This window comes from Pandoraea sputorum (assembly GCF_000814845.2).
Taxonomy (GTDB): Bacteria; Pseudomonadota; Gammaproteobacteria; order Burkholderiales; family Burkholderiaceae; genus Pandoraea; species Pandoraea sputorum.
Genome location: NZ_CP010431.2, coordinates 2359891 through 2384068, shown reverse-complemented (window position 1 = coordinate 2384068; position 24178 = coordinate 2359891). Strand labels below are relative to the sequence as shown.

The 24178-nt window shown below is 64.0% G+C and carries 22 protein-coding genes and 1 pseudogene; 8 read left to right on the top strand and 15 right to left on the bottom strand.

Going from position 1 to position 24178, the window contains the following annotated elements; all coding sequences use genetic code 11:
• Nucleotides 1-18: 18 nt before the first annotated feature.
• A complete protein-coding gene (gene trhA / locus NA29_RS10555; protein WP_052252817.1) occupies nt 19-690 on the top strand; it encodes a PAQR family membrane homeostasis protein TrhA in 672 nt (223 codons plus the stop codon).
• Nucleotides 691-710: 20 nt separating this feature from the next.
• On the opposite strand, the gene NA29_RS10550 is transcribed toward trhA, so the two are convergent.
• Nucleotides 711-2285: an ATP-binding response regulator gene (locus tag NA29_RS10550; RefSeq protein WP_039398023.1), complete on the bottom strand. Its 1575-nt coding sequence runs from the start codon at nt 2283-2285 to the stop codon at nt 711-713.
• A gap of 434 nt (nt 2286-2719) precedes the next feature.
• On the opposite strand from NA29_RS10550, the gene NA29_RS26485 reads away from it, so the two are divergent.
• Complete coding sequence (locus tag NA29_RS26485; protein WP_072633250.1) at nt 2720-4363, top strand: methyl-accepting chemotaxis protein; 1644 nt, start codon at nt 2720-2722, stop codon at nt 4361-4363.
• Between the two features lie 87 nt (nt 4364-4450).
• On the opposite strand, the gene NA29_RS10540 is transcribed toward NA29_RS26485, so the two are convergent.
• Nucleotides 4451-4735, bottom strand: coding sequence for an acylphosphatase (locus NA29_RS10540; protein WP_039398021.1), 285 nt, complete (start codon nt 4733-4735; stop codon nt 4451-4453).
• Between the two features lie 122 nt (nt 4736-4857).
• A complete protein-coding gene (locus NA29_RS10535; RefSeq protein ID WP_039398019.1) occupies nt 4858-7491 on the bottom strand; it encodes a PepSY domain-containing protein in 2634 nt (877 codons plus the stop codon).
• Between the two features lie 451 nt (nt 7492-7942).
• Between NA29_RS10535 and otsB the strand changes: the two genes are divergently transcribed.
• From otsB to NA29_RS10520, 3 genes are all read left to right on the top strand, one after another.
• Nucleotides 7943-8755, top strand: coding sequence for a trehalose-phosphatase (gene otsB / locus NA29_RS10530; RefSeq protein WP_052252816.1), 813 nt, complete (start codon nt 7943-7945; stop codon nt 8753-8755).
• Complete coding sequence (gene otsA, locus NA29_RS10525) at nt 8752-10170, top strand: alpha,alpha-trehalose-phosphate synthase (UDP-forming) (RefSeq protein ID WP_052252815.1); 1419 nt, start codon at nt 8752-8754, stop codon at nt 10168-10170. The genes otsB and otsA overlap by 4 nt, the downstream gene beginning before the upstream one ends.
• 96 nt (nt 10171-10266) lie before the next feature.
• Nucleotides 10267-11085: a crotonase/enoyl-CoA hydratase family protein gene (locus NA29_RS10520; RefSeq protein ID WP_052252814.1), complete on the top strand. Its 819-nt coding sequence runs from the start codon at nt 10267-10269 to the stop codon at nt 11083-11085.
• Nucleotides 11086-11183: 98 nt separating this feature from the next.
• On the opposite strand, the gene NA29_RS10515 is transcribed toward NA29_RS10520, so the two are convergent.
• The 5 genes from NA29_RS10515 to mltG form a co-directional block, all read right to left on the bottom strand.
• On the bottom strand, nt 11184-11858 hold the full coding sequence (locus NA29_RS10515; RefSeq protein ID WP_039398016.1) for an ankyrin repeat domain-containing protein: 675 nt from the start codon (nt 11856-11858) through the stop codon (nt 11184-11186).
• 96 nt (nt 11859-11954) lie between these two features.
• Nucleotides 11955-12737, bottom strand: a complete 783-nt coding sequence (locus tag NA29_RS10510; RefSeq protein ID WP_039403024.1) for a TatD family hydrolase — start codon at nt 12735-12737, stop codon at nt 11955-11957.
• Between the two features lie 29 nt (nt 12738-12766).
• The gene (holB, locus tag NA29_RS10505) at nt 12767-13807 is read right to left on the bottom strand and encodes a DNA polymerase III subunit delta' (protein WP_039398014.1); all 1041 of its coding nucleotides are present in this window, start codon (nt 13805-13807) and stop codon (nt 12767-12769) included.
• A gap of 201 nt (nt 13808-14008) precedes the next feature.
• Nucleotides 14009-14644, bottom strand: a complete 636-nt coding sequence (tmk, locus tag NA29_RS10500) for a dTMP kinase (RefSeq protein ID WP_039403023.1) — start codon at nt 14642-14644, stop codon at nt 14009-14011.
• Nucleotides 14645-14667: 23 nt separating this feature from the next.
• Nucleotides 14668-15663: an endolytic transglycosylase MltG gene (gene mltG / locus NA29_RS10495; RefSeq protein ID WP_039398012.1), complete on the bottom strand. Its 996-nt coding sequence runs from the start codon at nt 15661-15663 to the stop codon at nt 14668-14670.
• Nucleotides 15664-15849: 186 nt separating this feature from the next.
• Here mltG and ygfZ point away from each other — a divergent pair, with 186 nt between their 5' ends.
• Genes ygfZ through NA29_RS10480 form a run of 3 tightly spaced genes read left to right on the top strand, consistent with a single transcriptional unit; the run spans nt 15850 to nt 18144 of the window.
• Complete coding sequence (gene ygfZ, locus NA29_RS10490) at nt 15850-16977, top strand: CAF17-like 4Fe-4S cluster assembly/insertion protein YgfZ (RefSeq protein WP_039398010.1); 1128 nt, start codon at nt 15850-15852, stop codon at nt 16975-16977.
• A 22-nt stretch (nt 16978-16999) separates the two neighbouring features.
• Nucleotides 17000-17314 (top strand): DUF4936 family protein, encoded by a 315-nt coding sequence (locus tag NA29_RS10485; protein WP_039398008.1) that lies wholly within the window; start codon nt 17000-17002, stop codon nt 17312-17314.
• Complete coding sequence (locus tag NA29_RS10480) at nt 17305-18144, top strand: NRDE family protein (RefSeq protein ID WP_052252812.1); 840 nt, start codon at nt 17305-17307, stop codon at nt 18142-18144. Before NA29_RS10485 ends, NA29_RS10480 begins: the two co-directional genes overlap by 10 nt.
• A 65-nt stretch (nt 18145-18209) precedes the next feature.
• Here NA29_RS10480 and NA29_RS10475 read toward each other — a convergent pair whose 3' ends face one another.
• From NA29_RS10475 to NA29_RS26635, 7 genes and pseudogenes are all read right to left on the bottom strand, one after another.
• Complete coding sequence (locus NA29_RS10475; protein WP_039398006.1) at nt 18210-19205, bottom strand: NADP-dependent oxidoreductase; 996 nt, start codon at nt 19203-19205, stop codon at nt 18210-18212.
• Nucleotides 19206-19286: 81 nt separating this feature from the next.
• On the bottom strand, nt 19287-19727 hold the full coding sequence (locus tag NA29_RS10470) for a PaaI family thioesterase (protein WP_039398004.1): 441 nt from the start codon (nt 19725-19727) through the stop codon (nt 19287-19289).
• Between the two features lie 148 nt (nt 19728-19875).
• Complete coding sequence (gene pncA / locus NA29_RS10465; protein WP_039398002.1) at nt 19876-20481, bottom strand: bifunctional nicotinamidase/pyrazinamidase; 606 nt, start codon at nt 20479-20481, stop codon at nt 19876-19878.
• A 15-nt stretch (nt 20482-20496) separates the two neighbouring features.
• Complete coding sequence (locus tag NA29_RS10460) at nt 20497-22593, bottom strand: 3-hydroxyacyl-CoA dehydrogenase NAD-binding domain-containing protein (RefSeq protein ID WP_039398000.1); 2097 nt, start codon at nt 22591-22593, stop codon at nt 20497-20499.
• Between the two features lie 91 nt (nt 22594-22684).
• Nucleotides 22685-23401: an ABC transporter ATP-binding protein gene (locus NA29_RS10455; protein ID WP_039403020.1), complete on the bottom strand. Its 717-nt coding sequence runs from the start codon at nt 23399-23401 to the stop codon at nt 22685-22687.
• Nucleotides 23394-23567, bottom strand: a complete 174-nt coding sequence (locus NA29_RS26640) for an ABC transporter ATP-binding protein C-terminal domain-containing protein (RefSeq protein ID WP_442756987.1) — start codon at nt 23565-23567, stop codon at nt 23394-23396. Before NA29_RS26640 ends, NA29_RS10455 begins: the two co-directional genes overlap by 8 nt.
• Before the next feature lie 147 nt (nt 23568-23714).
• Nucleotides 23715-24110 (bottom strand): annotated as a pseudogene (locus NA29_RS26635) (ATP-binding cassette domain-containing protein); the annotation flags it as partial.
• Nucleotides 24111-24178 lie beyond the last annotated feature (68 nt).

Sequence of the window (24178 nt, the reverse complement as noted above, 5' to 3'; positions counted from 1 at the left end):
CTCTCCGATGAGGACGGCATGACCACGGCTACACCGACGGCGAGGACGAGGGCCATCGCCCGCGCGCAGACCCGCAGCGAAGAACTCGCCAACAGCCTCAGCCACGGCCTCGCCTGTCTGGCCGCGCTCGCAGCGATCCCGTTTCTCTTCACCGCCGTACGCCCACCGATGCCGAGCACTGTGCAGCAGATCGGCATCGGCGTGTTCGCCGTCACGATGGTCGTGGTCTATCTGGCATCGGCGCTGTACCACGGGTTGCCGGACGGCCGGGCGAAGCGGGTGTTCATGCGCGTCGACCATTGCGCCATCTTTCTCTTCATTGCCGGTACTTACACGCCCTTCACCGTCAAGATCCTGCACGATCCGTGGGGCTGGCCCCTGCTCACCGGCGTCTGGGCGATGGCGATCGCGGGACTCGTCGCCAAGTCACTCGGACTGCTCGACCGCCCGCTCGTCTCGACGCTGCTCTACATCGGGCTAGGCTGGATGGCCGTGCTGGTCGCCGGGCCGGTGCTGGCCGCCATTCCCGGCCCCGGCGCAGGATGGCTGTATGCCGGTGGCGCCGCCTACACCATCGGGGCGATCTTCTATTCGCTCGACGGACACATCAAGTTCGGGCATCTCGTTTGGCACCTGTTCGCCATCGGCGGCACCGTATGTCATTACCTCGCCGTGTGGCGCTACATCTGACGCTTTCGGTACCTTTGCGCTCATCCGTCGTCTAAACCCTGCGCGGTGCACCGGCAGTTCGCCAACCGCTTGGCGAGCCGGTCGCATCGCTCGGTCAACGCCGGATCGCCGAACATGCGGCACGCGCCTCGCATGCGATGAATGAGGCCCTGAGCGACTTCCAGGTCTTCGCGACGACGTCTTGCCAGAAGACGACGAAAGCGCGCCAGATCCTTCGCCATTTCATCTCGCATCATGCGTCGCGCGTAGGGGTCATCCCTTAGTGCCGACCGCGATTTCGGCAAGCTTTTTTCCTGGCTGAGCGACGGAGCCACCTCCGACGTTGCATCGCCCCCGACACTGCAGGTCACATCGCGGGCGAGGTCGTCATCGTCTTCATCCAACGCGGGCCAGCGCACCGCCAGCGTTTGCGATAACCGCTCACGCGAAACCGGCTTGGTCAGCACACCGTCCAGTCCGGCCTCACGGGCAGCGCGCGCCTCCACCACCGAACCTGTCACCGCGTACACGACCGGCTCCCGACGGCCCAGCATCGGGGCGAGCGCATGCAGCGTCTTTGCGAGCGCCAGACCGCTCACGCCGTCGAGGTGCACGTCGGTCAGCACGACATCGACGTCGAGCGCAATCCATTGCACGAGCGCGTCCGTAAGGTCCGCCGCACTGGCGACGTGGCATCCGAGCGACGCCAACTGATCGGCCAGAATCCTGCGATTCATCACATGGTCGTCCACGACAAGTGCCTGCAATCCGGGGCGCACGGCCACTTCGACGACCTCTCGCTCGGGCCTGCGCGCCGGTCCCCCAGGCAACGTTGCACTCGCCTCGGCAGGCGTGTCATCCATGGCCTGCGCCGTCGCACCACCTCCCGGCAAAGCGAATGGCACCGACAACCGGAATCGCGCACCGGACGCGCACGGCTCGGCATGAAGCGTGCCGCGCAGACGCCACGCCCACTGCCGGGCGACCCAAAGCCCAAGCCCTGTGCCTTTCACCGACGTTTGCGCACGGGAAAACGCGGCAAACACCGCGTTTTCCATCCCGGCCGGAATGCCCGGCCCCGTGTCGGTAACGCGAATGGACAGATGCGGGGCGCGAATGGTGTCGCCGCCATCAGGCAGATCGGCAGCGTCCGCCGCATCCGAACGCACCAGCCCGCACGCCCACGAGACCCGCACCGCGACGCCACCGACCACCGTGTACTTCAACGCGTTATCGATCAGCGTGCGCAAGATCTGCCGCAGTCGCGCGCCGTCGCCCCACAAAAAGACAGGCACCGCATCCTCGATCTCACACGTCAGATCGAGTCCTTTGCGACGCGCCAAATCGGCAAAGGCATCGACTTCGGCATCGAGGCTCCGGCGCACCTCGAACACCGCCTCCCGCAGCGGCAACCGTGCAACGTCGTCCTGCCCGAGGTACAGGACATCGTCGACGGCCCCGGCGAGCACATCGAGCATGCTCCGCATGTTGCCCAGCCGCTCGCGCGGCGCGGATGCGTGTATCGCGCCAGCGACCTCCCCGGCGTCGTCCCACAGCGCATCGAGATGCCCCTGCAACACCTGGAGCGGTGCACGCAACTCGTGCACCAGCGCCATGCGAAACGTGCCGGCGTCTGCCGTAACGTGTTCGGCAGCATTCCTTACAAATCCTTCCGGCAGGCTGTCGCCCTCCGATGCATACGTCCCCGAATTCGGGCTTGCGGGATTGGCGTGACTTTCATCATTTCTGTTTCGGAACTTGAATTTGTCGGGATTCATCGCGTCATTGACGCCGCATCACGATTCACGCGCTTCGGCGTACTGAAGAAAGTGAAACAGCCTTTAAGTCTGGCCGTTTGCGTGACGCTTGCGACTGCGCAAATTCCGAACTTTTTCCCGCGCAGGCGCACTTTCGGATTCCCCCGAGCCCGAATGGCTCAAGTTCTGCTTCTCATATGCCGATAATCCCTATGCCCTGTCTTGCACTCACCGATGGACGGGGAGGCCCGCGATCTCCTGGCGCGGCCTGGGCATTCAATCCATCGATCAATATGTATAAGAACATTACGATTCGGGCCAGCCTGACACTGGTCCTAGGTTTGCTTGGTGCACTTCTCGTCCTCGCCAGCGTGCTGGGCCTCTGGGCGCTCGGCTCCAGCAACGACTCCCTGAGCAAGATGGCCACGGAAGACACCCCCGCCCTGGCCGAACTCAAGGGAACCGGCGAGCAAATCCTCCGGACCCGCCTGTCGATGGCGACCTATGCGTCGTACGTCAGCCTCGGGGCCAATCCCGAAGAATCGGACAAAGTCCTCAAACGAGGCACCCAGTACATCGCCACTTCCGACGCCCTCTGGAACGATTATCTGAAACGTCCCAAAGAAGATGCGCACGAAGCGGAGTTGGCCAAGGCGGCCGACGAAAAGCGCAAGGCCTTTTTCGATAAGGTAATCACGCCCGCGCTCAACGCGCTCAAGCAAGGCGATGTCGCAGGCTTCCATCAGATTCAGGCACGCGTCGCCCCGGCCGCATACAACGGTGTCGATACGCTCATGCGCGAGCTTCAGGACATTCAGGTGGCGCGTCAGAAGGCGCGCTACGACGCCGCTCAGCAGCGATACAACGTCATGCGCATCGCCATGGGCGCCACGCTCGTCATCGCGCTACTGCTTGCCCTCTGGGGCCGCGCCATGCTGGCGCGCGCCGTCCTGCGCCCGATTCGCGAGGTCATTGCGTACTTCGAGCGGATGGCCGCCGGCGATCTGAGCCAGCGCATCGAGCAACGCACGCGCAACGAGATGGGCCAGCTCTTCGGCGCGCTCGGCCGCATGCGCGATGGGCTGGCCAGCACGGTGGGCACGGTGCGCGAGAGCACGGAAGCCATTCACGGCAGCGCCCGTGAGATCGCCGATGGCAATGCCGATCTGTCTCGCCGCACGGAATCGCAGGCATCGTCGCTGGAGCAAACGGCCGCGAGCATGGAAGAACTGACGGCCGTTGTGAAACAGAACGCCGAGAACGCTCGCGCGGCCAGCCAGTTGGCCGTGACGGCCTCGGAAACCGCTTCGCGCGGTGGCGACGTCGTTCAGGAAGTCGTGACGACGATGCGCGATATCGCCGAAGCCTCGCAAAAAGTCTCGGACATTCTCACGGTCATCGACGGCATCGCCTTCCAGACGAACATCCTGGCGCTGAACGCGGCCGTCGAAGCGGCACGTGCGGGCGAACAGGGCCGCGGCTTTGCCGTGGTCGCAGGCGAAGTGCGCACGCTGGCGCAGCGCAGCGCGTCGGCCGCCAAGGAGATCAAAGGATTGATCGAAGCGTCGGGCAATCGTGTCGAGGTCGGGACGCGTCTGGTCGAGCGCGCCGGTTCGACGATGGCGGAGGTCGTGCAGTCCGTCAAACGTGTAACCGACATCATGGGCGAGATCTCCGCGGCCAGCGTGGAGCAGTCGAGCGGCATCGAGCAGGTCAACATGGCTGTCACGCAGATGGACGAGATGACGCAGCAGAACGCGGCGCTCGTCGAAGAAGCCTCGGCCGCGGCGGCTGCGCTCGAAACGCAGGCCGCCCGCCTACGCGAGTCGGTGGCGCTGTTCCGACTGTCGTCGCACGAAGCCAGCCACGCGCAGACACACAGCACGAGTGGCACGGCGTCGACCGGCGCACCGGGCGCGCTGGCGCTCGCCGCCTGATACCTCTGCTGCACCGCCCCGCCCTGCCCGCCGTCCGTTTGGCGGGCTTGCGGCGGGGGAGGCAAATGCGACAAGCGCGCTGAGACCTCAGATGCTGGCGCGCTGCTCGAAACCTTTGAGCGGCGACTCTGCTACCCACGCCTTGTCGACGTCACACGACGACACCTGCGCCCCTCGCGGCCCCTCACGCATCCATTCGCACAGCGCCAGCAACTGCGCAGCCTCGCCTTGTGCGATGGCCTCCACCGTACCGTCGCGACGATTTCGCACCCATCCCACCAGACCGAGCCTGCGCGCCTCGACCACGCACGCGGCGCGGTACCCCACGCCCTGCACCAGCCCGTGCACCACGATTTGCCACGTTGTCGTCATTGCGCCTCCTGCCGTCGCCAGTACGTTCGATGGTGTTCGATGGCGTTCGATGGTGTTCGATTGAAAAAGGGCCCGATAACTATCGAGCCCTGTCATTACGTTAGCACACCACCGGTACACGCCTAATAGATGTCGCGGCGGTAGCGTCCCTGTGCCGAGAGGTCCAGCAGAGCATTTGCGCCGATGGCCTCGGCCAATGCCGCATCGACCGCAGGGGCCATGCCCGCAAGACTGCCGCAGACGTAAATCGACGCACCATCGGCCACCCATTTCGCAATCTCTTGCGCCGACTGGCGGACGTGATCCTGCACGTAGATCCGCTCAGCCTGATCACGCGAATAGACCCGATCCAGACGAGCGATACCGCCTTGCACCTGCCACTCGCGCAACGTCGCGTCGTGGAAAGCATCGTGACTCGCCTGCCGCTCGCCGAAGATCAGCCAGTTGCGAACCTGCCCCTTTGCGATGCGCGCCGAGAGATGGGCGCGCAGCCCGGCCAGCCCGGTGCCGTTACCAATCAAGATCATGCCCTTTGCGTCAGCCGGACCGTGGAAGCCGGGATTCGAACGCACGCGCATCAATACGCTATCGCCCAGCGCCATGCCGTGCGTCAGCCAGCCCGAGCCCAAGCCCAGCGAGCCATCGGGATTGCGCGTCTGGCGCACGAGCAGCATCAGCTTGCCCTCGTCCTGCGTCGATGCAATCGAATACTCCCGCTCGGGCAACGGTGCCAGACGTTCGAGCCAATCCTGCAAGTCGACGCCAGCAGGCGGTGCAGCGTCCGGCAGCACGCGCTCACGCAACACCTCCCCCAGCAACGCCTCGCGACCGGCCACGCTCACGCGCACATCCGACGCCCACACGCTGCCCGCGAGGAACGCGTCGATGCGCGCGGCCGTATGGCGCGGCAGCACCTCGACCAAGTCGCCCGCGACCCACTGCGCGCCTTGCGGCGGCGTGAACGCGAGATGATAGGCAGGCAAACCGGTGCTGCCCGGATTGAGCACTTCGCGCTCGGCAAGCGCCCAAGGCGCGAAGCGCGGACCGTCGTCGGCCTTCGTGGCAACCAGCGGACGACCGAGCCATTCGCCCAGACGTTCCTGCCAGCTTGCCCAGGCGCCCGGATCGCCACGGTCGACTTCGATCGGCTCGAATGCCGCCACACCGCCCTGCGCCCGCAGCCAGCCGTCGAGCTTGCGGCCGAAACCGCAGAAGGTGTCGTAATGACTATCGCCCAGCGAGAGCATGGCAAAGCGCAGCTTGGGCAGCGCCAGCGCCTGATTCATCAGTTGTTGGGAGAAACGACGTGCGCTGTCGGGTGGCTCGCCGTCACCGAACGTGCTGACGATGAACAACGCGCGTTTGGCCGCGCCGAGCTGCGCCTGTCCGATGCGCGCGAGCGGCTGAATCTGTGCGGGCACGCCCGCCCCCTGCAACATACCGGCCGTCTGCCAGGCAAGCCCCTCGGCCACGCCGCTCTGGCTTGCGTATCCGATCAGCACCCCTTCGTCGGCGAACGAACCACCGCTCGACGGTGCCGTCACGCCATTCGTGCCCTTCGCACCCTTCGCACCATCGGCACCCTGCGCCGGGCGCGCCGCCGCCAACGCACGCTTCTTCTTGCGCCGGTCGAGATAGAGCATCCAGCCCGTGACGAAGAACACCGGCATCATCAGACTCGACAGCATCATGACGACGATGCCCACGGGCCCGAAGAAACTGCCACGGTGCAGCGCGTAGATGCTCGTCATCAACTGGCCGCCGGTCGTCTTCTGCGCGTAACGCTCCTCGTTGCGAATCGTGCCGGACGCCGGCTCGATATCCATGCGACTGAACGCACGCTCATGCGGCACAGACTTGTCGAGCCACGTCATCTGCAGCGGCCCACCTGCCTTTTGCGACGGGCGCAGATAGACCTTCGTGTAATCGGGCACGCGCGCGACGAAGCTGTCCCACACGGTGCTCATGTCGTCTGCAGAGGTCGACGCCAGATCGGGCAGCGCCTTCTTGCGCTCGCCCTTGGTATTCGCATCACCCTGCTTCGCCATCTTCGGCTTCTCGGGCTGCTTGTTGCGTACCGGCTGTTCAACGCCAGCCATCGAGAAGAGCATGCCGCGCCACCAGTCGTACGACCAATACAGGCCCGTCGTCGCCGACACGAGATACGGCACCAGCACGACCGTGCCGATCACAGCGTGGAGATTCCACAGGAACGGGCGTCCCTGCTTCTTGAAATCGATGTGAAACCATGCGCGCCAGTTGCCGATCCGGCGCGGCCAGCGCAGGTACAAACCGCTCGCCGCGAGCAGGAACAGCAGCAGCGTTGCCGCGCCCGTGATCTGCTTGCCGATGCCGTCCACCGTCAGGAAACGGTGGATGTCCATGATGAAGCGGAAAACGACGTCGGCCTGCGAGCGGCCCAGCATCTGTCCGGTGTACGGGTCGACGAAATAGGTCTCGCCGCGTGTGCCGTCACCGATAGAGAGCCGCACACCAACCGCGTCCTCGGGATTGCGCATGACCGTCATCAACAAAATGCGGCGATCGGGGACGGCCTCATGCACGCGCGCGACCAGGTCGGGCACCGGCAAAGGTGCCGTGTCGCGCTCCGCCACGGTCATGACACCCGGACTGAATGCACGGGTGAGTTCTTCGTAATAGGAAAGCAGTGCGCCGGTCAGGCCAACCACCGCCAGCACCAGACCGGCCGTAATGCCGAAGAACCAGTGCAGTTGAAACCACAGTCTTTTCATCATTGTTGTCGTCCAACGCACGTCCGTGCGCCGGTGGTGGCGCGTGCGTGGCAGGTGTGCCGTGCCGCAATCCCCGGATGGAGCACTATGCGGCAATTAACGAATGTTATTGCAAACGATTCTCATATTCAATACCTACTTGCCTTTCTTCGTCTTGAGGGTGCTGTCTAACGTCTACCGCGCCCCGCGTAGGTGTCATCTGACAGGAATTTCATACATCGGACGACGCCTGGTCGCTTTTTGAGCGGTTAGGATGAATACATCCCGCGCGGATATCCGCGCTCCCGCCCTTCAATCCCGCCGCACGTCACGTCTCGTCTGCCCAATCCCTAGCCCTCCTGCTGGCCCTGGAACGACCTCTCGACCTGCGGCACGACAGCGACGGAGAGCCATGCAACCCACAACGTCTTCCCCGCCCGTCACGAGCGTGACGCCAACGGCCCCGCCATCAGCGATGTCTGCGACTGCGTTCGCCGCTCATCCACCCGATCAGCGCGCCGTCAGCATTGCCACGGTGGCATTCTTTTTCGATCTGGATGGCACGCTGGCCCCGCTGGCGGCGCGTCCGGACGCGGTCAAACTGCCGCGCGACACCGCCCGTGTGCTTGCTCGCCTGCTCGAGCGCGCGAACGGCGCAGTCGCCGTCGTGTCGGGTCGCGCCATCGACGACATCGACGGCCTGCTCGCCCCACTGCACGTACCGGCCGCCGGTCTGCATGGCGCTGAGATTCGTCATGCGGACGGCAGGCTCGCGCGCGCTGACGGCCACGCCGCCGACACCGAAAGCATCGCCGCCATGGCCGCACCGCTGCAAGCGCTGGTCGCGCAGCATCCGGGGCTGTTGCTTGAGAACAAGGGTTGTGCGCTCGCGTTGCACTATCGCGGCGCCCCCGAACTGGCAGGTGTGGCGCGCGACACCATGCGCGCACTGGCCGATCTGCACACCGACAGGTTCTCGCTACAGCCAGGCAAGCTGGTCTTCGAACTGCGCCCGCGCAATGTCAGCAAGGGCCGCGCCATTTCGACACTTCTGAACGAGGCCCCGTTTGCGGGTCGAACGCCGTTCTTTGCCGGTGACGACCTCACCGACGAGGCCGGTTTTGCCGACGTGAATGCGCTGGGTGGCATCACGATCAAGATCGGGGACGGAGAGACCTGTGCGCATTACCGGCTGCCTTCGCCGGAGGCGCTCACCGCCTGGCTGCTCACGCTGCACGGCGACACCTCGCCGGCCCCGCCTCAACGCTCACAGGAGACAGACGTATGAGTCGCTTAGTCATCGTATCGAACCGGGTTGCCCCCATGACCGAGGGCAAACCTACTGCCGGCGGCCTTGCCATCGGCGTGTTCGATGCGCTCAAGGACACCGGGGGCATGTGGTTCGGCTGGAACGGCGAGATCGATGCGCAGCCCGCCACCGCCCCCGAGATCGCGCATCGCAACAACGTCACCTTCGCCACCGTGCCACTCACCCGCCGCGACTACAACACGTACTACCGCGGCTTCTCCAATGCGACCCTGTGGCCGACGTTTCACTACCGCGACGACCTCACACGGTATCAACGCGACGATTACAACGGTTATCGTCACGTCAACGCACGCTTCGCCGCGCTGCTCGCCCCACTGCTCAAAGACGACGATCTCATCTGGGTGCACGACTATCACCTGCTGCCCTTCGCACAGGCGTGCCGCCAGATCGGTCTGCGCCAACGGCTGGGATTCTTCCTTCACATTCCGTTCCCGTCGCCGCAAGTCCTGATGACGGTGCCACCGCATGAAGCGCTCGTGCGTGCGATGTGCGAATACGATCTGGTCGGCTTCCAGACCGAGACGGACCGCACCGCCTTCACCGACTATCTGGTCCGCCACGCCGGGGCCACGCTCAACAGCGACAGCACGGTCACCGCCTATGGCCGCACTTTGCGCACGGGTGTGTATCCGATCGGCGTGTATCCGGACGAGATTCAGAAACAGGCGACTGCCCGCGCGACCGTCAAGCACATCCTCGATCTGAAGCAAGGATTGCAGGAGCGCAAGCTCATCATGAGCGTGGACCGACTGGATTATTCGAAGGGGATGCTGGAACGCTTTCGCGCGTTCGAACGACTGCTGGAGCTATGGCCAAACCAGCAAGGCACGGTGAGCTTTGTTCAGGTTGCGCCACCAAGCCGCTCCGACGTGGCGGGTTATGGCGAAATCAGGCGTCAGCTCGAAACGCTGTCCGGTCATATCAACGGTCGATTCTCGGACCTGGCGTGGGCACCGCTGCGCTACATCAACAAGCGCTACGATCACGAAGTGCTGATGTCGTTCTTCCGCGCGTCGCAGGTGGGATACGTCACACCGTTGCGTGACGGCATGAACCTCGTCGCCAAGGAATACGTCGCCTCGCAGGATCCGGCCGACCCCGGCGTGCTGGTACTGTCGTGTTTTGCAGGGGCGGCGCAGGAACTCGACGGCGCACTGATCGTGAATCCCTATGACATCGACGGTATGGCCGAAGCCCTGCGCTCGGCGCTGAACATGTCGCTGTCCGAGCGCCAGTCGCGTCACGAGAGCATGATGAGTACCTTGCGCGAGCACAACCTCTCGACGTGGCGCGACCGCTTCATTACCGATCTGCGCGCGCCGACGACCGCGACACCCGCCTTGTTGCGCTGCGCCCAACCCGCCGCGGCCTGACTGCCGGTCCTGCGCCGGTCCGATACTTTCGGTCCGACAGCTTCGGTCCGACGACTGCGCAGGACGGCCGTGGACGACGCCCTCAGGAGCCATGCCATGCGCCAACGGAGCCACACCTCTGACCCTGCCGACACCCCGTGCGTCGAAGTCGAGACCGACGGGCCGGTGACGCTCATCACGCTTGCTCGTCCAACCCGTCGCAACGCCGTCGACCGCCACATGGCGGCGGCGTTGCGTGACGCGCTGCTCGCCTTCGAACAGGACGAGAACGCGCGCGTCGCGGTGCTTTGCGGCAAGGGGGCGTCGTTCTGCGCCGGTGCGGATCTTTCCGCCTTCGACGATCCCGAGCGCCGCAACGACGTGACGCCCGACGGCAGTGGCGACGGACCGATGGGCCTTACGCGACGTCATCTGGACAAGCCGGTCATTGCGGCCGTCACCGGTCATGCCGTGGCGGGTGGACTGGAACTGGCGCTATGGTGCGACCTGCGTGTCGCGGACGACTCCGCTACGTTCGGCGTCTTCTGCCGACGCTTCGGGGTGCCGCTGATCGATGGGGGAACGGTCCGCCTGCCGCGCCTGATCGGTATGAGTCGGGCGCTCGACATGATTCTGACAGGCCGTGCGGTGGGCGCGCAGGAGGCGTTCGAGATCGGGCTGGTGAACCGGCTGGTGCCGGAAGGCATGGCGTGTCAGGGCGCACTTGCGTTGGCGCATCAGATCGCCGAGTTACCACAAGGCGCACTGCGCGCCGACCGCCGGGCGGCCTACGCACAGTGGGATCTGCCGCTGGACGCTGCGCTGCGTCAGGAAGGGGCTGCCGGACACGAGGTCGTCTTCTCGGAAGGCGTCGCCGGCGCTCGCGCGTTTCTGGCCGGCGCTGGCAGGCATGGTGCGCCGCGCAAGACGCCTTAGCCCCTTAGCCCCTTAACGCCTTAACCCCTGCTCCTGTACCGCCTGTAACCCCGGCGTCGGAAGCCAAAACAGACCAACGCTCAGGGCCTTATCGAGCCTTATCGGGCCGGTGCAGGAAGCGGCGGCAATTGCGCCAGACGCTTGCTCAGACCGTCTGCAATTTCCTTCTGATTGGCCTGCTTCGCAAAGTCGATGGCCGTCATCTTCAATTGGTTCGCGAGACGAACGTCCGCCCCACCGTCGAGCAACACCTTGCACGTGCTGATGTGGCCGCCGCGTGCGGCCATCATGAGCGGCGTCGTGCCGTTCGGCGATTCCGCATCGACGTAGGCCGACGCGTCGAGCAGCATTTGCACGATGTCGTCATGACCGTTCGTCGCCGCGTAGTGCAGCGGTGCCCAGCCCTTCTTGTTGACTTCGGCGTCCTTGTCGATCAGGAGCTTCACCATCGGCGTGAGGCCCTGCAGCGACGCGATCATCATGGCGTTCTCGCCCGCGCGATTCGTGGCATCCAGATCGGTACGCTTGTCTTCAATGAGTAATTTGGCGACGCCAACGGACTTCTCGCGCATTGCAATCACCAGCAACGGATCGCCCTTCTCGTCGCGCGTGTTCGGATCGACACCGGCCTTAAGTGCCTGTTGCACGGCCTTGGTGTCGTCGAACACCACCGCTTTGACCAATGACGTATTGGAGGTCGCGGCCGTAGCACACGCCGTCAACCACAACACGCTCAGCAGCGTGAAGACGTGGATCACTGAAAATTTACGCATCGGGGGCTCCTGTCGGTCGTCCGGGAAGTTCGATTAAAAGCGTCGGCAAAAGCGTCGACGAAAAACGTCGGTTCGAAAGCTACGCGCGATGCGAGTTCAATGCTTCGCCGTGGCAAAGAGGCGGAAGAAGTTCTCGCTTGTCGCCTCGGCAATCTTCTGCAACGGCTCGCCGCGCAAATCCGCGATGAATTCCGCCACATGGCGCACATAGCCCGGCTGATTGAGCTTACCGCGATATGGCACCGGCGCGAGATAGGGCGAATCCGTTTCGATCAGCATGCGTTCGAGCGGCACGCGACGCGCAACGTCCTGCAAATCGCGCGCGCTCTTGAATGTGACGATGCCCGAGAACGAGATGTAGAAGTTCTGATCGAGCGCGCCCTTCGCGACATCCCAGCTCTCGGTAAAACAATGCATCACCCCTGCTGGCTCGCCAGCCTCCTCTTCGCGCATCAGGCGCAGCGTATCGTCTGCGGCCGAGCGGGTATGAATGATCAGCGGCTTGCCTGTCGCGCGTGCGGCGCGGATGTGCGTCCGAAAGCGCTCGCGCTGCCATTCCATGTCTTCGATGCTGCGGCCTTCGAGCCGGTAGTAGTCGAGGCCGGTCTCCCCGATGGCGACGACCTTCGGTGTGGCCGCGAGACGCACGAGATCCTCGACGCTCGGCTCGGGTGTGTCCTCATAGTCGGGATGCACGCCTACGGAGGCGTAGACATTCTCGTGCTGCGCCGCGATCTCCAGCACCTGCGGCAACGTCGGCAGGTCGACGGAGACACACAGCGCATGGCTGACCTTGTTCTCGCGCATACGAGCGAGCAAGTCCGGCATCTGCTCGGCCAACTCAGGGAAATTGATATGACAGTGCGAATCGATGAACATGATGTGCGATCGGTTGCCGGTGATCCGCATCAAAGCGATGCGGGCCCGCCGAACAACTGTTTGTATTTCAGGAAAAGCGCTTCGAGCAGCACGCGCGTATTGAGCGGGTGATTCTGCACCTGACGCTGTTGCGCCAGTTCGCGCAGGAAGCCAAGCAGACGGACGTCGTCGGTCGCGTCGCCGCAGCGGCGCAACGCCTGTGCCTGCGCCGGAAAGAAACGGACGGCACCGGCCATGCGCTCGGCGAGCACATCGAAACACCAGCGTTGCAACGTCTCAAGAATGCCCGGCAAGCTGCCCTTGTGCAGTTGCTCGGCGCAGGCGAAAGCGTCGATAGCACCGCCTTGCGCGAGCTGCCCCAGCAGCCAGTCGCGCCAGCCACGCTCATCGGGCTCGGCCAGCGCGCGCGCGGCCAGCGGGGCACCGCCTGCTTCTGCAAGCACGGCCGCGGCGGTGGTTGCATTTAGGCCAGCCTCGCCCATCAGCCATTGCGTGGCCTGCGCGTCGTCGGGACGCGTGAGCACCAGTCGACGACAGCGCGACAGAATCGTCGGCAGCAAGCGGTCGGGTTGCGTCGTCACCAGCAGGAACACGACGCCTTCGGGCGGCTCTTCCAGCGTTTTGAGCAAGGCGTTCGCCGCGTGCACGTTGAGCGACTCGGCCGGGTACAGCAACACGACACGACGCCCCTGACGATGCGAGCCAAGGCTCGCGAAGTCGATGACCTCGCGCACCTGCTCGATCTTGATTTCCTTGCTCGGCGTTTTCGTCTTCTTGTCACCGTCGGTCTCTGCCCGCGCGTCTGCGCCGGGGAGCGTGTCCGCCAGCGCTTCGGGGCAAATTACGCGAAAGTCCGGGTGATTGCCGCTCGCGAACCATTGGCATGCGCCGCAAGTACCGCACGGAAGATGATCGTCACGCGGCGATTCGCACAGCAAACCCTGCGCGAACGTCCGCGCCAGCGCCACCTCGCCAATGCCCGGCACCGCCTGCAATAGCAGGGCGTGCGGCATCTGGGTGCGCAGGTCGTTAAGGCGTGTCCAGTCCTCTGACTGCCACGGATACAGCATGTGGGCTCCTTGGCCGGATGTTGCAGATGTTTCGGTGCTGCATTGGCGCGTCGACCGAGGCCCGTGTCTATGGGAGACCGCGGGAAATCGTGATGTGCTCAACGTCAGCCATCGACGTGGATATCCGAATTATGCGCGCGTCGGGAAAAACCGGATGAAGTCCATCCCTTCCCCCAAACGCTCAATGTTGCCTAATGTGGCTTAGTGCCCCGGCAATCCCAGCCGTGCGAATACGTCAGCGAGTTGTTCGGCAATGGCGTCGATGCTCTGCGCTGCGTCGATCAGCACCATGCGCCCGCCCGATTCCCCGGCACGACGCAGATACTCCTCGCGCACCCGGGTGAAAAACGCGGCCGACTCCCGTTCGAACTTGTCGGGCGCGCGGGCACCGGCCAGTCGTGCGGCGGCAATTGCCGGATCGAGGTCGAACAGAATCGTCAGATCGGGCTGGCGCGTACCCTGCACCCAGCGTTCGAGAATCGACAGCTTGTCGCGCGACAGGCCACGCCCGCCGCCCTGATACGCAAACGTCGCATCGGTAAAACGATCGGAGACGACCCAGTCTCCGCGTGCAAGCGCGGGCTCGATCACCTTCACCAGATGTTCGCGGCGACCCGCAAACATCAGGAGCGCCTCGGTTTCGATATCCATCGGCTCGTCGAGCACGAGCTTGCGCAGCGCTTCGCCGAGCGGCGTCCCCCCCGGCTCGCGCGTCGCCACGACGTCACGGCCAACGGTGGCCAGGCCCTGACGCAGTGCGTCGACAAAGGCGTTGACGTGCGTACTCTTGCCCGCGCCGTCGATGCCCTCGAATGTCACGAACTTGCCCGGCACCACGGCCGGTGCGTCCGGGGAATGCGTCATTGCTCACCTCGCTGATATTTGTCCACGGCGCGATTGTGCTCCTGAAGATTGGTCGAGAAGTGACTCGTGCCGTCACCGCGCGCCACGAAATACAGAGCGTCGGTCGGCGCAGGGTTGAGCGACGCCGCCAGAGACGCCACTCCCGGCAGCGCAATCGGCGTCGGCGGCAGACCGGCGCGCGTGTACGTGTTGTACGGCGTATCCGTTTGCAGATCGCGCTTGCGCAGACGTCCCGTGTACAGATCGCCCATGCCGTAGATCACCGTCGGGTCGGTCTGCAGCAGCATGCGTTTGCGCAGCCGGTTGACGAACACTGCGGCGACTTGCCCGCGCTCCACAGCCTGCCCCGTCTCCTTCTCGACGAGGGAAGCCATGATAAGTGCCTCGTACGGCGTGGCGTACGGCAAGCCCGGTGCGCGCGACGCCCATGCTTCGTCCAGACGTTTCTGCATCAGGCGATAAGCACGCTTGTAAATATCGATATCGCTGGTGCCTTTCGGAAAAAGGTACGTGTCGGGGAAGAACATGCCCTCCGCTTCCGCGCGATCTGCGCCCACGAGTTGCATCAGGTCGGCGTCGGGCAGCCCGGCCGTGTCGTGACGCAACGCCGGGTTGGCATCGATCTCGGAACGCATCTTCTTGAAGGTCCAGCCCTCGATGATCGTCACCACGTACTGATTGACGTCGCCACGCGCGAGCTTGTCCATGACTTCCATGGGCGTGATGCCGGTCGCGAACTCGTAGTTGCCCGACTTGAGCTTGGTGCCCACGTCCATCACGCGGGCGAGCAGATTGAACAGCAGCGGATGCACCGGCACGCCGCCCGTGCGCAACTGCGTGGCGACGCTGCGCACCGAGCTGTAAGGCTTGATCGTGACGTCCAGTGTCGGCTTGCCCAATTGCAGCGGCGCTTGTGCCCAATAATAGAAAGCGCCGCCGGCCGCCAGTGCCGCGACGATCAACAGAACAAACAGACGTTTGATGAAGTACATGAATTGCAGGATAAGTCGCGCGATGACGACAGCGGGTTCGGGGGACTCGTCTGCCGGACGCGCGTGGCGGCAACGGTGTCGGGGGGCGCATTTTGCGCGTCGAACCGGGCTCGCACGTCCTGGCGGAAGACCCAATATAATACTTTGACTTGCCGAACCCTCACAGATTGACAGGCACTTTCGTTTATGACCTCCACATGGCGTGATCTTCTGCCGCAAGCGGCAGCCGCTTCTCCTTCCGATATTTCGTCCGATGCACGTGCCGCACAGTTCGATGCGTTGCGCACGGGCAGCTTCGTCGCCCTGGCGAGCGACACCGGCCTCATCGCCGTGAACGGTGCCGACGCGGCCACGTTCCTGCACGGTCAGTTGACCAGCGACGTCGAACGTCTGTCGCCCGTGCAGGCACGTCTGGCGGGCTATTGCTCGGCCAAGGGACGCCTGCTCGCGACCTTCCTGATGTGGCGCGACACGTCGCCCGACGCGACGATCTATCTCGCCAGCGACGCCACCGTGCAGGCCGCGGTGCAGAAACGTCTGTCGATGTTCGTGCTGCGCGCGAAGGCGAAACTGACGGACGGCACCGCCACGCATGTCCTGCTGCAAGTCGGTGGCCCGGCCGTTGAAGCCGTGCTGTCGCGGACGTTCGCGTCGCTGCCCGCCGCCGCGCTGGCAGCCGCACATGCCACCATGGGCGACGCGCCCGGCAACGGCACCAGCCTGATTCGTCTGCCCGACGCCGGTACGGCTCGCTCGCTCTCCCGCTTCCTTTGGAGCGTGCCGGTCGCGCAGGCCGCCGCAGTCTGGAACTCGCTTGTCGGCACGGACGGCGTGGTCGCCGTCGACCCGACGCTCGCGGCCTGGCTCGACGTGCAAAGCGGCGTGGCCCGTGTCACTACGGCAACGCAAGAACAGTTCGTACCGCAGATGATCAACTGGGAAGTCGTTGGCGGCGTGAACTTCCGCAAGGGCTGCTACCCGGGGCAAGAAGTCGTCGCGCGCAGCCAGTATCGCGGCACGATCAAGCGTCGGCTTCATCTGGCCCATGTTGACGGCGTGCTGCCTGCGCCGGGCCAGGAACTGGTCGAAACGAGCGATGCCGAACAGCCTTGCGGCATGGTCGTGCTGGCTGCACCGGCACCAAGTGGCGGTTATGACGTCCTCGTCGAGCTGAAACTCACTGCGCGCGAAGCCGACGATGTCCGCCTGGGCAAGGTCGACGGCCCGGCGCTGGTATTCGGTGAGCTGCCTTACGAAATTATCGATCCGACGGAGGCGCCTGCATCATCGGCGCCGTCGGCCGCTGCTTCCTGAGTTGCCCCTACGGCCAGCGCCGATGGACTGTTACGTCTACTACCGTGTCTCGATCACGCAGACCGCTGCCGCCCGTGACGCTGTCGCCCGTCTCTTTGCGTTGACGGCCGGGCGCTTCGGCGTTTCCGGCCGCATTCAATGGCGCGCCGACGTCTCAGACAACGATGTCGCCAAGGGCGGCGCGACCTGGATGGAGCGATACGACGCCGTCGATGCCGCGTTCGTCGAGGCGCTGCCGCAAATGGTCGTCGAATCTGGTCTAGCGTCGTTGCTCGAAGGCGAACGCCATGTCGAATGCTTCGTCGATATGCCGGCGCCCGCTTCCCCATGTGCCTGATCGTCTTCTCCTGGCAACCCGACGCCGCCACCCCGCTGATCTTGCTCGCCAATCGCGACGAATTCTTCGAGCGCGCCGCCGAGCCGCTACATTGGTGGTCCGATCATCCCGATGTGCTTGCCGGGCGCGATCTGCGCGGCGGCGGAACGTGGATGGGTGTCAATCGTGCGGGACGTTTCGCCGCCCTGACCAACTTCCGTGACGGCCGGGCACCAATGACACCGAAGGACTCGCCGTCGCGCGGCCTGCTGGTGTCTGCCATGCTCGACGCGACCGCATTCGACGACGATCTGGCACGCGTCGAGAAGCACGCCCACGAATACGCAGGCTTCAACCTGCTTGCGGGCGATTTGCCCGCGGGTAAGTTGTTTTGGTTGGGGAATCGGGAGACGCAGGCCGGAGATGCGCGGACTGCGGAACGAGCAGGAAGCCGAACGTCTCTGCCAGTGGCCCACGTGATCGCACCGGGCTTTCACGGACTATCGAACGCGCTTCTGGACACGCCGTGGCCCAAGCTGGTGAGTCGACGTAATGCGCTACGCGACGCGCTGGAGAACGGTGCCGACGACTTCGCCCTCATGGAAGTCATGCGCGACGCCGCCGAAGCCGCCGACGAATCACTGCCTGAAACGGGGGTAACGCATGACTGGGAAAAAAAGCTCTCGGCGGCGTTCATCGCATCGCCCGCCTACGGAACGCGTTGCACGACGTTGCTGCGTTTTCACCGCGACGGTGTCATCGAAGTGACCGAGTCAACCGTCTCGCCGTCGCAACCTGCGAGCGAATTGCGCGATCTTCGGCACTACCGGTTCGATGTCAACCGCGCCTGACCGAAGGCGCCCTGACGAAGTCACCGGTCCGCAAGCCTCTGTCATCCGGCCACTCGATCGGGGACTTACACCAGTCGCACGATCTGCTTGCCGAAGTTCTCGCCCTTGAGCAATCCGAGGAATGCGGCGGGGGCACTCTCAATACCTTGCGTCATCGACTCGCGGTAACGCAACTCACCGGCAGAGATCGCTTCGGTCAGTTCCTTGAGCGCCTGCGGCCAGATGTCCAGGTGTTCCATGATGATGAAGCCTTCGAGCTTCACACGTTGCGTGAGCAACAGCGACGGGTACTTCATCGGAATCGGCTCGCCGTTGTACCCCGCGATCATGCCGCACAGTGCGATGCGCGAATGCGCGTTGAGGTTGCGCATCACCGCATCGAACACCTCACCTCCCACGTTCTCGAAGTATCCGTCGATGCCGTCGGGCGCCGCGTTACGCAATGCTTCGTAGACGTTGCCCGCCTTGTAATCGACACACGCGTCGAAGCCGAGCGTCTCGACGACGTACGCACACTTCTGCTCGCCACCGGCGATGCCGATCACACGGCATCCTGCCCGCTTGGCCAACTGCCCTACAACGCTACCCACCGCGCCGGATGCCGCGCTCACCACGACCGTCTCGCCCGCCTTCGGCGCAATGATCCGGTTCAGACCGTACCAGGCTGTCACCCCCGGCATGCCAGCGGCCCCCAGATAAGCGCTCATCGGAATGCTCGTATCGTGAAGACGACGCAGATTGCTGCCGTCCGAAATACCATACTCTTGCCAGCCGAACATAGCCGTCACGGCATCCCCCGGTTGCCAGTCCGGATTTCGCGACTCGATCACCTCGCCCACGGTCGCACCGATCATCACCGTATCGAGCGGCTGCGGCGGTGCGTACGACTTGGCGTCGCTCATCCGGCCCCGCATGTACGGATCGAGGGAAAGGTAGAAGTTACGCACCAGCACCTGCCCGTCGCCAAGCTCCGGTAGCTCAGGGGCGGCAAGGTGGAAATTGTCGAGCGTGGCTTCCCCCGTCGGGCGGGAGACCAACAAAATCTGGCGATTGATCGTCATGTGACTTCCTCCGCATCAGTGACATGCATGAATTACGTAAACGAGTGACCTGACCGCGCGATCGGGTTGCGTCGCGAAACCTCAGTCCCCACTGGGCTCGCCCGGTCGACGTTGCTCGTGCACTTCGCGTCCAACTGCCAGACGGCGCAGATACTTGAACGTGCCCATCGCCTTGGCGACGAGCTTGCCGTTGGCATCTCGCACCTCACCTTCGCAGTACGCCATCGTCGTCGAGCGATGCAGCAATCGGCCGAACGCACGCATTTCACCCGAACCGGGCTGCATGAAGCTCGTCTTCATTTCGATGGTCACGACACCCGTACCTTCCGGTGCGACGCTACGGCTTGCAGTACTCAGCGCAACATCGAGCAGCGCCATCGTGACGCCGCCGTGCATCACCTCCCAGCTATTCAGATGCTTGGCCGACAAGTCCAGACGTAACTCCGACTCGCCGTTCTCGGCGCGCAACAACTCGATGCCCAGATGATCGATAAATCCCGAACGAATCGTCAGCGCACTCATCGGAAACTCCGGGCGCATTGGCCTTCACGGTAAAACTTGTCCATCGTCTTGTCTTCAACTAACGACCTCGCCCATGCGGCGCGACGTCTGATTTTCATCGCTACACCTACGATCGCGCCGAAGCGCGACCACCCGCGTCTACTCACTTCTACTCACGTGACACGCCTGCGGCGGCCAATGCCGCCCATGCTGCGGCCAACGAACCATTCAGGTCGATGGCGCGGCACGCGTGTTCGATCACACACGCATCGAAGCCTCCGGCTTTGGCGTCGAGCGCACTCCACGCGACGCAGAAATCCGTCGCGAGTCCCACGCAATGCACCCGCCTGACGCCCTTCTCGCGCAAATAGCCTGCAAGGCCCGTCGGTGTCTTGCGGTCGGCCTCCAGAAACGCCGAGTAGCTGTCGACGCTAGCCTGATAGCCCTTGCGCACCACCGCCTGCGCATGCGGAATATGCAAATCCGCATGTAAAGCTGCGCCCTGTGTGTTCTGAACACAATGCGTCGGCCACAACACCTGCTCCCCGTACGCCAACGTGATCGTTTCGAACGGTTGACGTCCGGGATGATTGTCTGCAAACGACACGTGCGCCGCCGGATGCCAGTCCTGTGTGATCACGACATGAGCGAACTGACTCGCCAACGCATTGATCGCCGGGACCACCTCGTCCCCATGCGGAACCGCCAGCGCGCCGCCCGGCATGAAATCGTTCTGCGCGTCGATCACGAGCAACACTTCATCCATTGGCTTCATGTTCTGCCCCTCTCCTTAGCCGTTGAAACGCTTCCCGGCTTCGGCCAATTCGACCAGTCGAGCCGCGGGTACCCAGTCCTCGCCGTGCTCGCCACTTTCGAATGCCTTCACACGTGCGAGCACCTTATCGAGCCCGACCGTATCGGCATAGAGCATCGGGCCACCGCGCCACAGCGGGAAGCCATAGCCGTTCAGGTACACCATGTCGATGTCCGACGCGCGCGCCGCCGTTCCGTCGGCCAGCACTCTGGCGCCTTCGTTCACCAGTGCGTACACGAGGCGATCGACGATCTCGTCGTCCGAAAACACGCGCGACGTAATGCCGTTCGTCTTGCGATAGTCTTCGAGCATTTGCGCAACTTTCGCCGACTCACGCGGCGTACGATCACCTTCGGCATAGTCATACCAGCCGGCGTGCGTCTTCTGACCGTAGCGCCCCGCTTCGCAAAGTACGTCGGCAATCTTCGGATACACGATCCCCGGTTGCTCGGCGTGACGGCGTTTACGAATCGCCCAGCTGACGTCGTTGCCCGCCAGATCGCTCGTCCGGAACGGCCCCATCGCGAAACCGAAACGCTCGATGGCTGCATCCACCTGCGCAGGCGTCGCGCCTTGCTCGACCATCCACTGCGATTGCTTGAAATACGGTTCGAGCATACGGTTGCCGATGAAGCCGTCGCACACGCGCGCCACCACGGCGAGCTTGCCGATACGCTTAGCGAGCTTCATTACGGTCGCAAGCACATCCTTGCCTGTATGCGCGCCGCGCACGACTTCGAGCAGACGCATGACGTTCGCCGGGCTGAAGAAATGCATCCCGATGACATCCGCCGCGCGCGAAGTGGTTTCCGCCAGTACATCGAGATTCAGCGTGGAGGTATTCGATGCCAGAATTGCGCCCGACTTCGCGACTTTGTCCAGTTCGCGGAAAACGACCTGCTTGATCGCCAGATCTTCGAAAACTGCTTCGACGATCAGATCGGCGTCGGCCACCGATGCGAAATCGGTACTGCCGTGAATGCGTGCCAGCCGCGTTTGCGCCTCATCGGCCGACAGCTTGCCGCGCGTGACGGCCCGGGCGTAGTTGCTGCGCATGGCCTCGACGCCGCGCGCCAGCGAGGCTTCAGTCGTATCCACAAGCGTGACGGGAAGGCCCGCATTGGCAAACGTCATCGCAATGCCACCGCCCATCGTTCCCGCACCGATGACGGCCACGCGTTCAATACTGCGCACCGGCGTATCGTCGGGCACGTCCACAATCTTGGCGGCCGCGCGCTCACCGAGAAACGCATGACGCAGCGCCTTCGATTCCGGCGAACTCACCAGTGCGACGAAACACTCACGCTCGAATTTGACGCCCTCGTCGAACGGACGCTGCAACGCCGCTTCGACTGCCGCCACACACTTATGCGGTGCCGGAAAATGCGGTTGCTCGCGCTGCACTTTGTCTCGTGCGGCGTCGATAGCCGATTGAGCGGAGCCGTCGGTGTCTTCGATTGCGACGTCGCGCAGTCGCGGCAGCGCATTCCCGGCGTCAGCGACGTCACTGGCGAACGCGATGGCGCCCGCCAGCAAATCGTCGTGATTGCCCTCGAAAACATCAGCAAAAAGCGTACCGACGAGCGTTTCTGACTTCACGACGCGCCCCGTGACGACCATGTCGAGCGCACGCGCAACGCCGATAGCACGCGGCAGGCGTTGCGTGCCGCCTGCCCCCGGGAGCAAGCCCAGCTTCACTTCCGGCAAGGCAATTTGCGCGCCCGGCAACGCCACGCGATAGTGGCAGGCGAGCGCCAGTTCCAGACCACCGCCCATGGCGACCGCATGCACCGCCGCGACGACCGGTTTGGTGCACGCATCGATCGCATTGATCACGTCAACGAGCAGCGGACTCTGTGTGGCTTTCGGCGTATTGAACTCACGGATATCGGCTCCACCGGAGAAGGCCTTTCCGCTGCCGATCAGCACAATCGCGCGCACCTGCGCATCCGCCTGGGCTTGCGCCAGTCCCTGCGCAATGCCAGCACGCGTTGCATGACCCAGGCCGTTGACCGGGGGATTCTCCAATGTGATGACGGCCACGCCGTCACGAACCTCATAAGCCGTGCTCATCCTTGTCTCTTTCCTTATAGTGTTGGCGTCGTTTGGGGGCGCCGCGATCCCGCAAGCTGCGGCAAGACGATCGCCCGATTCTAGCGCAGCGCTACACCTCAAGCCATTCGCGACGGATCTCGTGCGCGGCCGCAAGCGCCTCCGGAGTGCCCTCGAAAACCAGCGCTCCGCGCCCCATGACGGCAACGCGCTGCGCACAACTCAGCGCGAGCGAGAGTTTCTGTTCGATCAACAAAATGGCGACGCCCGTCGCTCGCAGATCCGTGAGAATCCGTCCAATGCGAGCCACTACACGCGGCGCAAGTCCCTCGGTCGGTTCGTCGACGATCAACAAATCCGGCCCGGCCATCATGGCCCGGCACAGAGAAAGCAATTGCTGCTCACCACCCGATAGCGAGGCGGCCGGTGCATCACGACGCGGTGCTAGCTCCTCGAAGCGCTCAAAGGCCTGCGCAACCGTCATTGTCCGGTCGGACACACCCGCGCGATTCCGGTGTCTAACGACACGCTGGCCAAGCTGCAAATTCTGGAGCACCGTCAGCGGTCCGAAGACATCCCGCGTCTCCGGCACGTAGCCGATGCCCAGTCTGGCGATATGATGTGACGCCAGTGCGCTCAGCGATTGCCCTTGCCAGCGGATCTCTCCCTCGCGCGCCACCTGCCCCATGATGGCGCGAGCCAGCGTGGAGCGCCCCGCCCCATTGCGCCCAAGCACCGCCACGATCTCGCCCGGTGCGACCCGCATCGTCACGCCGTGCAACACGCGACTGCCGCCATAACCGGCTCTGACGTCAATCAACTCAAGCATCGTGTCCCTCGCTCGTTGCATCGACGTCGAATCTGTCAGCGAATTCCCCGAGGTACGCCATCCGTACGTCGGGATGCGTACGAATCCGGTCCGGTGTATCGCATGCGATCACGACACCCCGCGCCAGCACCGCGATCCGGTCGGCCAGCGAGAACACGACCTGCATGTCATGTTCGATCATGAGCAGCGAGCGCCCTCGGCTCAGCTCGGCGATCAGTGACACCATGCGCACCGACTCCGACTGGCTCATGCCAGCGGTCGGCTCGTCGAGCAACATCACGTCGCCCGCCGATGCCGCGCACAAGCCGACCTCCAGCACACGCTGCTCCGAGTAGCTTAACGCCCTCGCAGGCACGTCACGCCGGGCCTCCAGCCCAAGACGTTCGAGCCATGCTTCGCTGCGACGGGTCACATCGTCCAGACCACGCAAGCGCCGCCAAAACGTATAACGATGGCCGCTCGGCCAAAGACCGGCACACCGCAAATGGTCGATCACACTCATCTGACCGAACAATTGCGACGTCTGAAAGCTGCGTGACAACCCTAGCCTGCTGATGACGTGGGGTGGGCGGCCCGTCACATCGCGATCGTGCATCAGCACCCGCCCACTATCGGGACGCGTTCTTCCCGTGATGACATCGAACAACGTGCTTTTCCCTGCGCCATTCGGACCGATGATGGCAAGCCGCTCGCCGGGCGAGAGCGTGAGATCGACACCACCCAACACCTGGGTGCGGCCGAACGCTTTACCGACCCCCCGAACGCTCAGCGCCTGTG

Excerpts from the sequence above, each read along its gene's own strand:
- NA29_RS10550 (WP_039398023.1), bottom strand. The coding sequence starts at position 2,285 with ATGGCGCTGGTGCACGAGTTGCGTGCACCGCTCCAGGTGTTGCAGGGG.
- pncA (WP_039398002.1), bottom strand. The coding sequence starts at position 20,481 with ATGAAGCCAATGGATGAAGTGTTGCTCGTGATCGACGCGCAGAACGAT.
- trhA (WP_052252817.1), top strand. The coding sequence starts at position 19 with ATGACCACGGCTACACCGACGGCGAGGACGAGGGCCATCGCCCGCGCG.
- NA29_RS10520 (WP_052252814.1), top strand. The coding sequence starts at position 10,267 with ATGCGCCAACGGAGCCACACCTCTGACCCTGCCGACACCCCGTGCGTC.
- NA29_RS26485 (WP_072633250.1), top strand. The coding sequence starts at position 2,720 with ATGTATAAGAACATTACGATTCGGGCCAGCCTGACACTGGTCCTAGGT.
- NA29_RS26640 (WP_442756987.1), bottom strand. The coding sequence starts at position 23,567 with ATGCAGGTCGTGTTCTCGCTGGCCGACCGGATCGCGGTGCTGGCGCGG.
- NA29_RS10485 (WP_039398008.1), top strand. The coding sequence starts at position 17,000 with ATGGACTGTTACGTCTACTACCGTGTCTCGATCACGCAGACCGCTGCC.
- NA29_RS10510 (WP_039403024.1), bottom strand. The coding sequence starts at position 12,737 with ATGTTCATCGATTCGCACTGTCATATCAATTTCCCTGAGTTGGCCGAG.
- NA29_RS10460 (WP_039398000.1), bottom strand. The coding sequence starts at position 22,593 with ATGAGCACGGCTTATGAGGTTCGTGACGGCGTGGCCGTCATCACATTG.
- otsA (WP_052252815.1), top strand. The coding sequence starts at position 8,752 with ATGAGTCGCTTAGTCATCGTATCGAACCGGGTTGCCCCCATGACCGAG.
- holB (WP_039398014.1), bottom strand. The coding sequence starts at position 13,807 with ATGCTGTATCCGTGGCAGTCAGAGGACTGGACACGCCTTAACGACCTG.
- mltG (WP_039398012.1), bottom strand. The coding sequence starts at position 15,663 with ATGTACTTCATCAAACGTCTGTTTGTTCTGTTGATCGTCGCGGCACTG.
- ygfZ (WP_039398010.1), top strand. The coding sequence starts at position 15,850 with ATGACCTCCACATGGCGTGATCTTCTGCCGCAAGCGGCAGCCGCTTCT.
- NA29_RS10470 (WP_039398004.1), bottom strand. The coding sequence starts at position 19,727 with ATGAGTGCGCTGACGATTCGTTCGGGATTTATCGATCATCTGGGCATC.
- NA29_RS10540 (WP_039398021.1), bottom strand. The coding sequence starts at position 4,735 with ATGACGACAACGTGGCAAATCGTGGTGCACGGGCTGGTGCAGGGCGTG.
- NA29_RS10515 (WP_039398016.1), bottom strand. The coding sequence starts at position 11,858 with ATGCGTAAATTTTCAGTGATCCACGTCTTCACGCTGCTGAGCGTGTTG.
- NA29_RS10535 (WP_039398019.1), bottom strand. The coding sequence starts at position 7,491 with ATGATGAAAAGACTGTGGTTTCAACTGCACTGGTTCTTCGGCATTACG.
- NA29_RS10480 (WP_052252812.1), top strand. The coding sequence starts at position 17,305 with ATGTGCCTGATCGTCTTCTCCTGGCAACCCGACGCCGCCACCCCGCTG.
- NA29_RS10475 (WP_039398006.1), bottom strand. The coding sequence starts at position 19,205 with ATGACGATCAATCGCCAGATTTTGTTGGTCTCCCGCCCGACGGGGGAA.
- otsB (WP_052252816.1), top strand. The coding sequence starts at position 7,943 with ATGTCTGCGACTGCGTTCGCCGCTCATCCACCCGATCAGCGCGCCGTC.
- NA29_RS10455 (WP_039403020.1), bottom strand. The coding sequence starts at position 23,401 with ATGCTTGAGTTGATTGACGTCAGAGCCGGTTATGGCGGCAGTCGCGTG.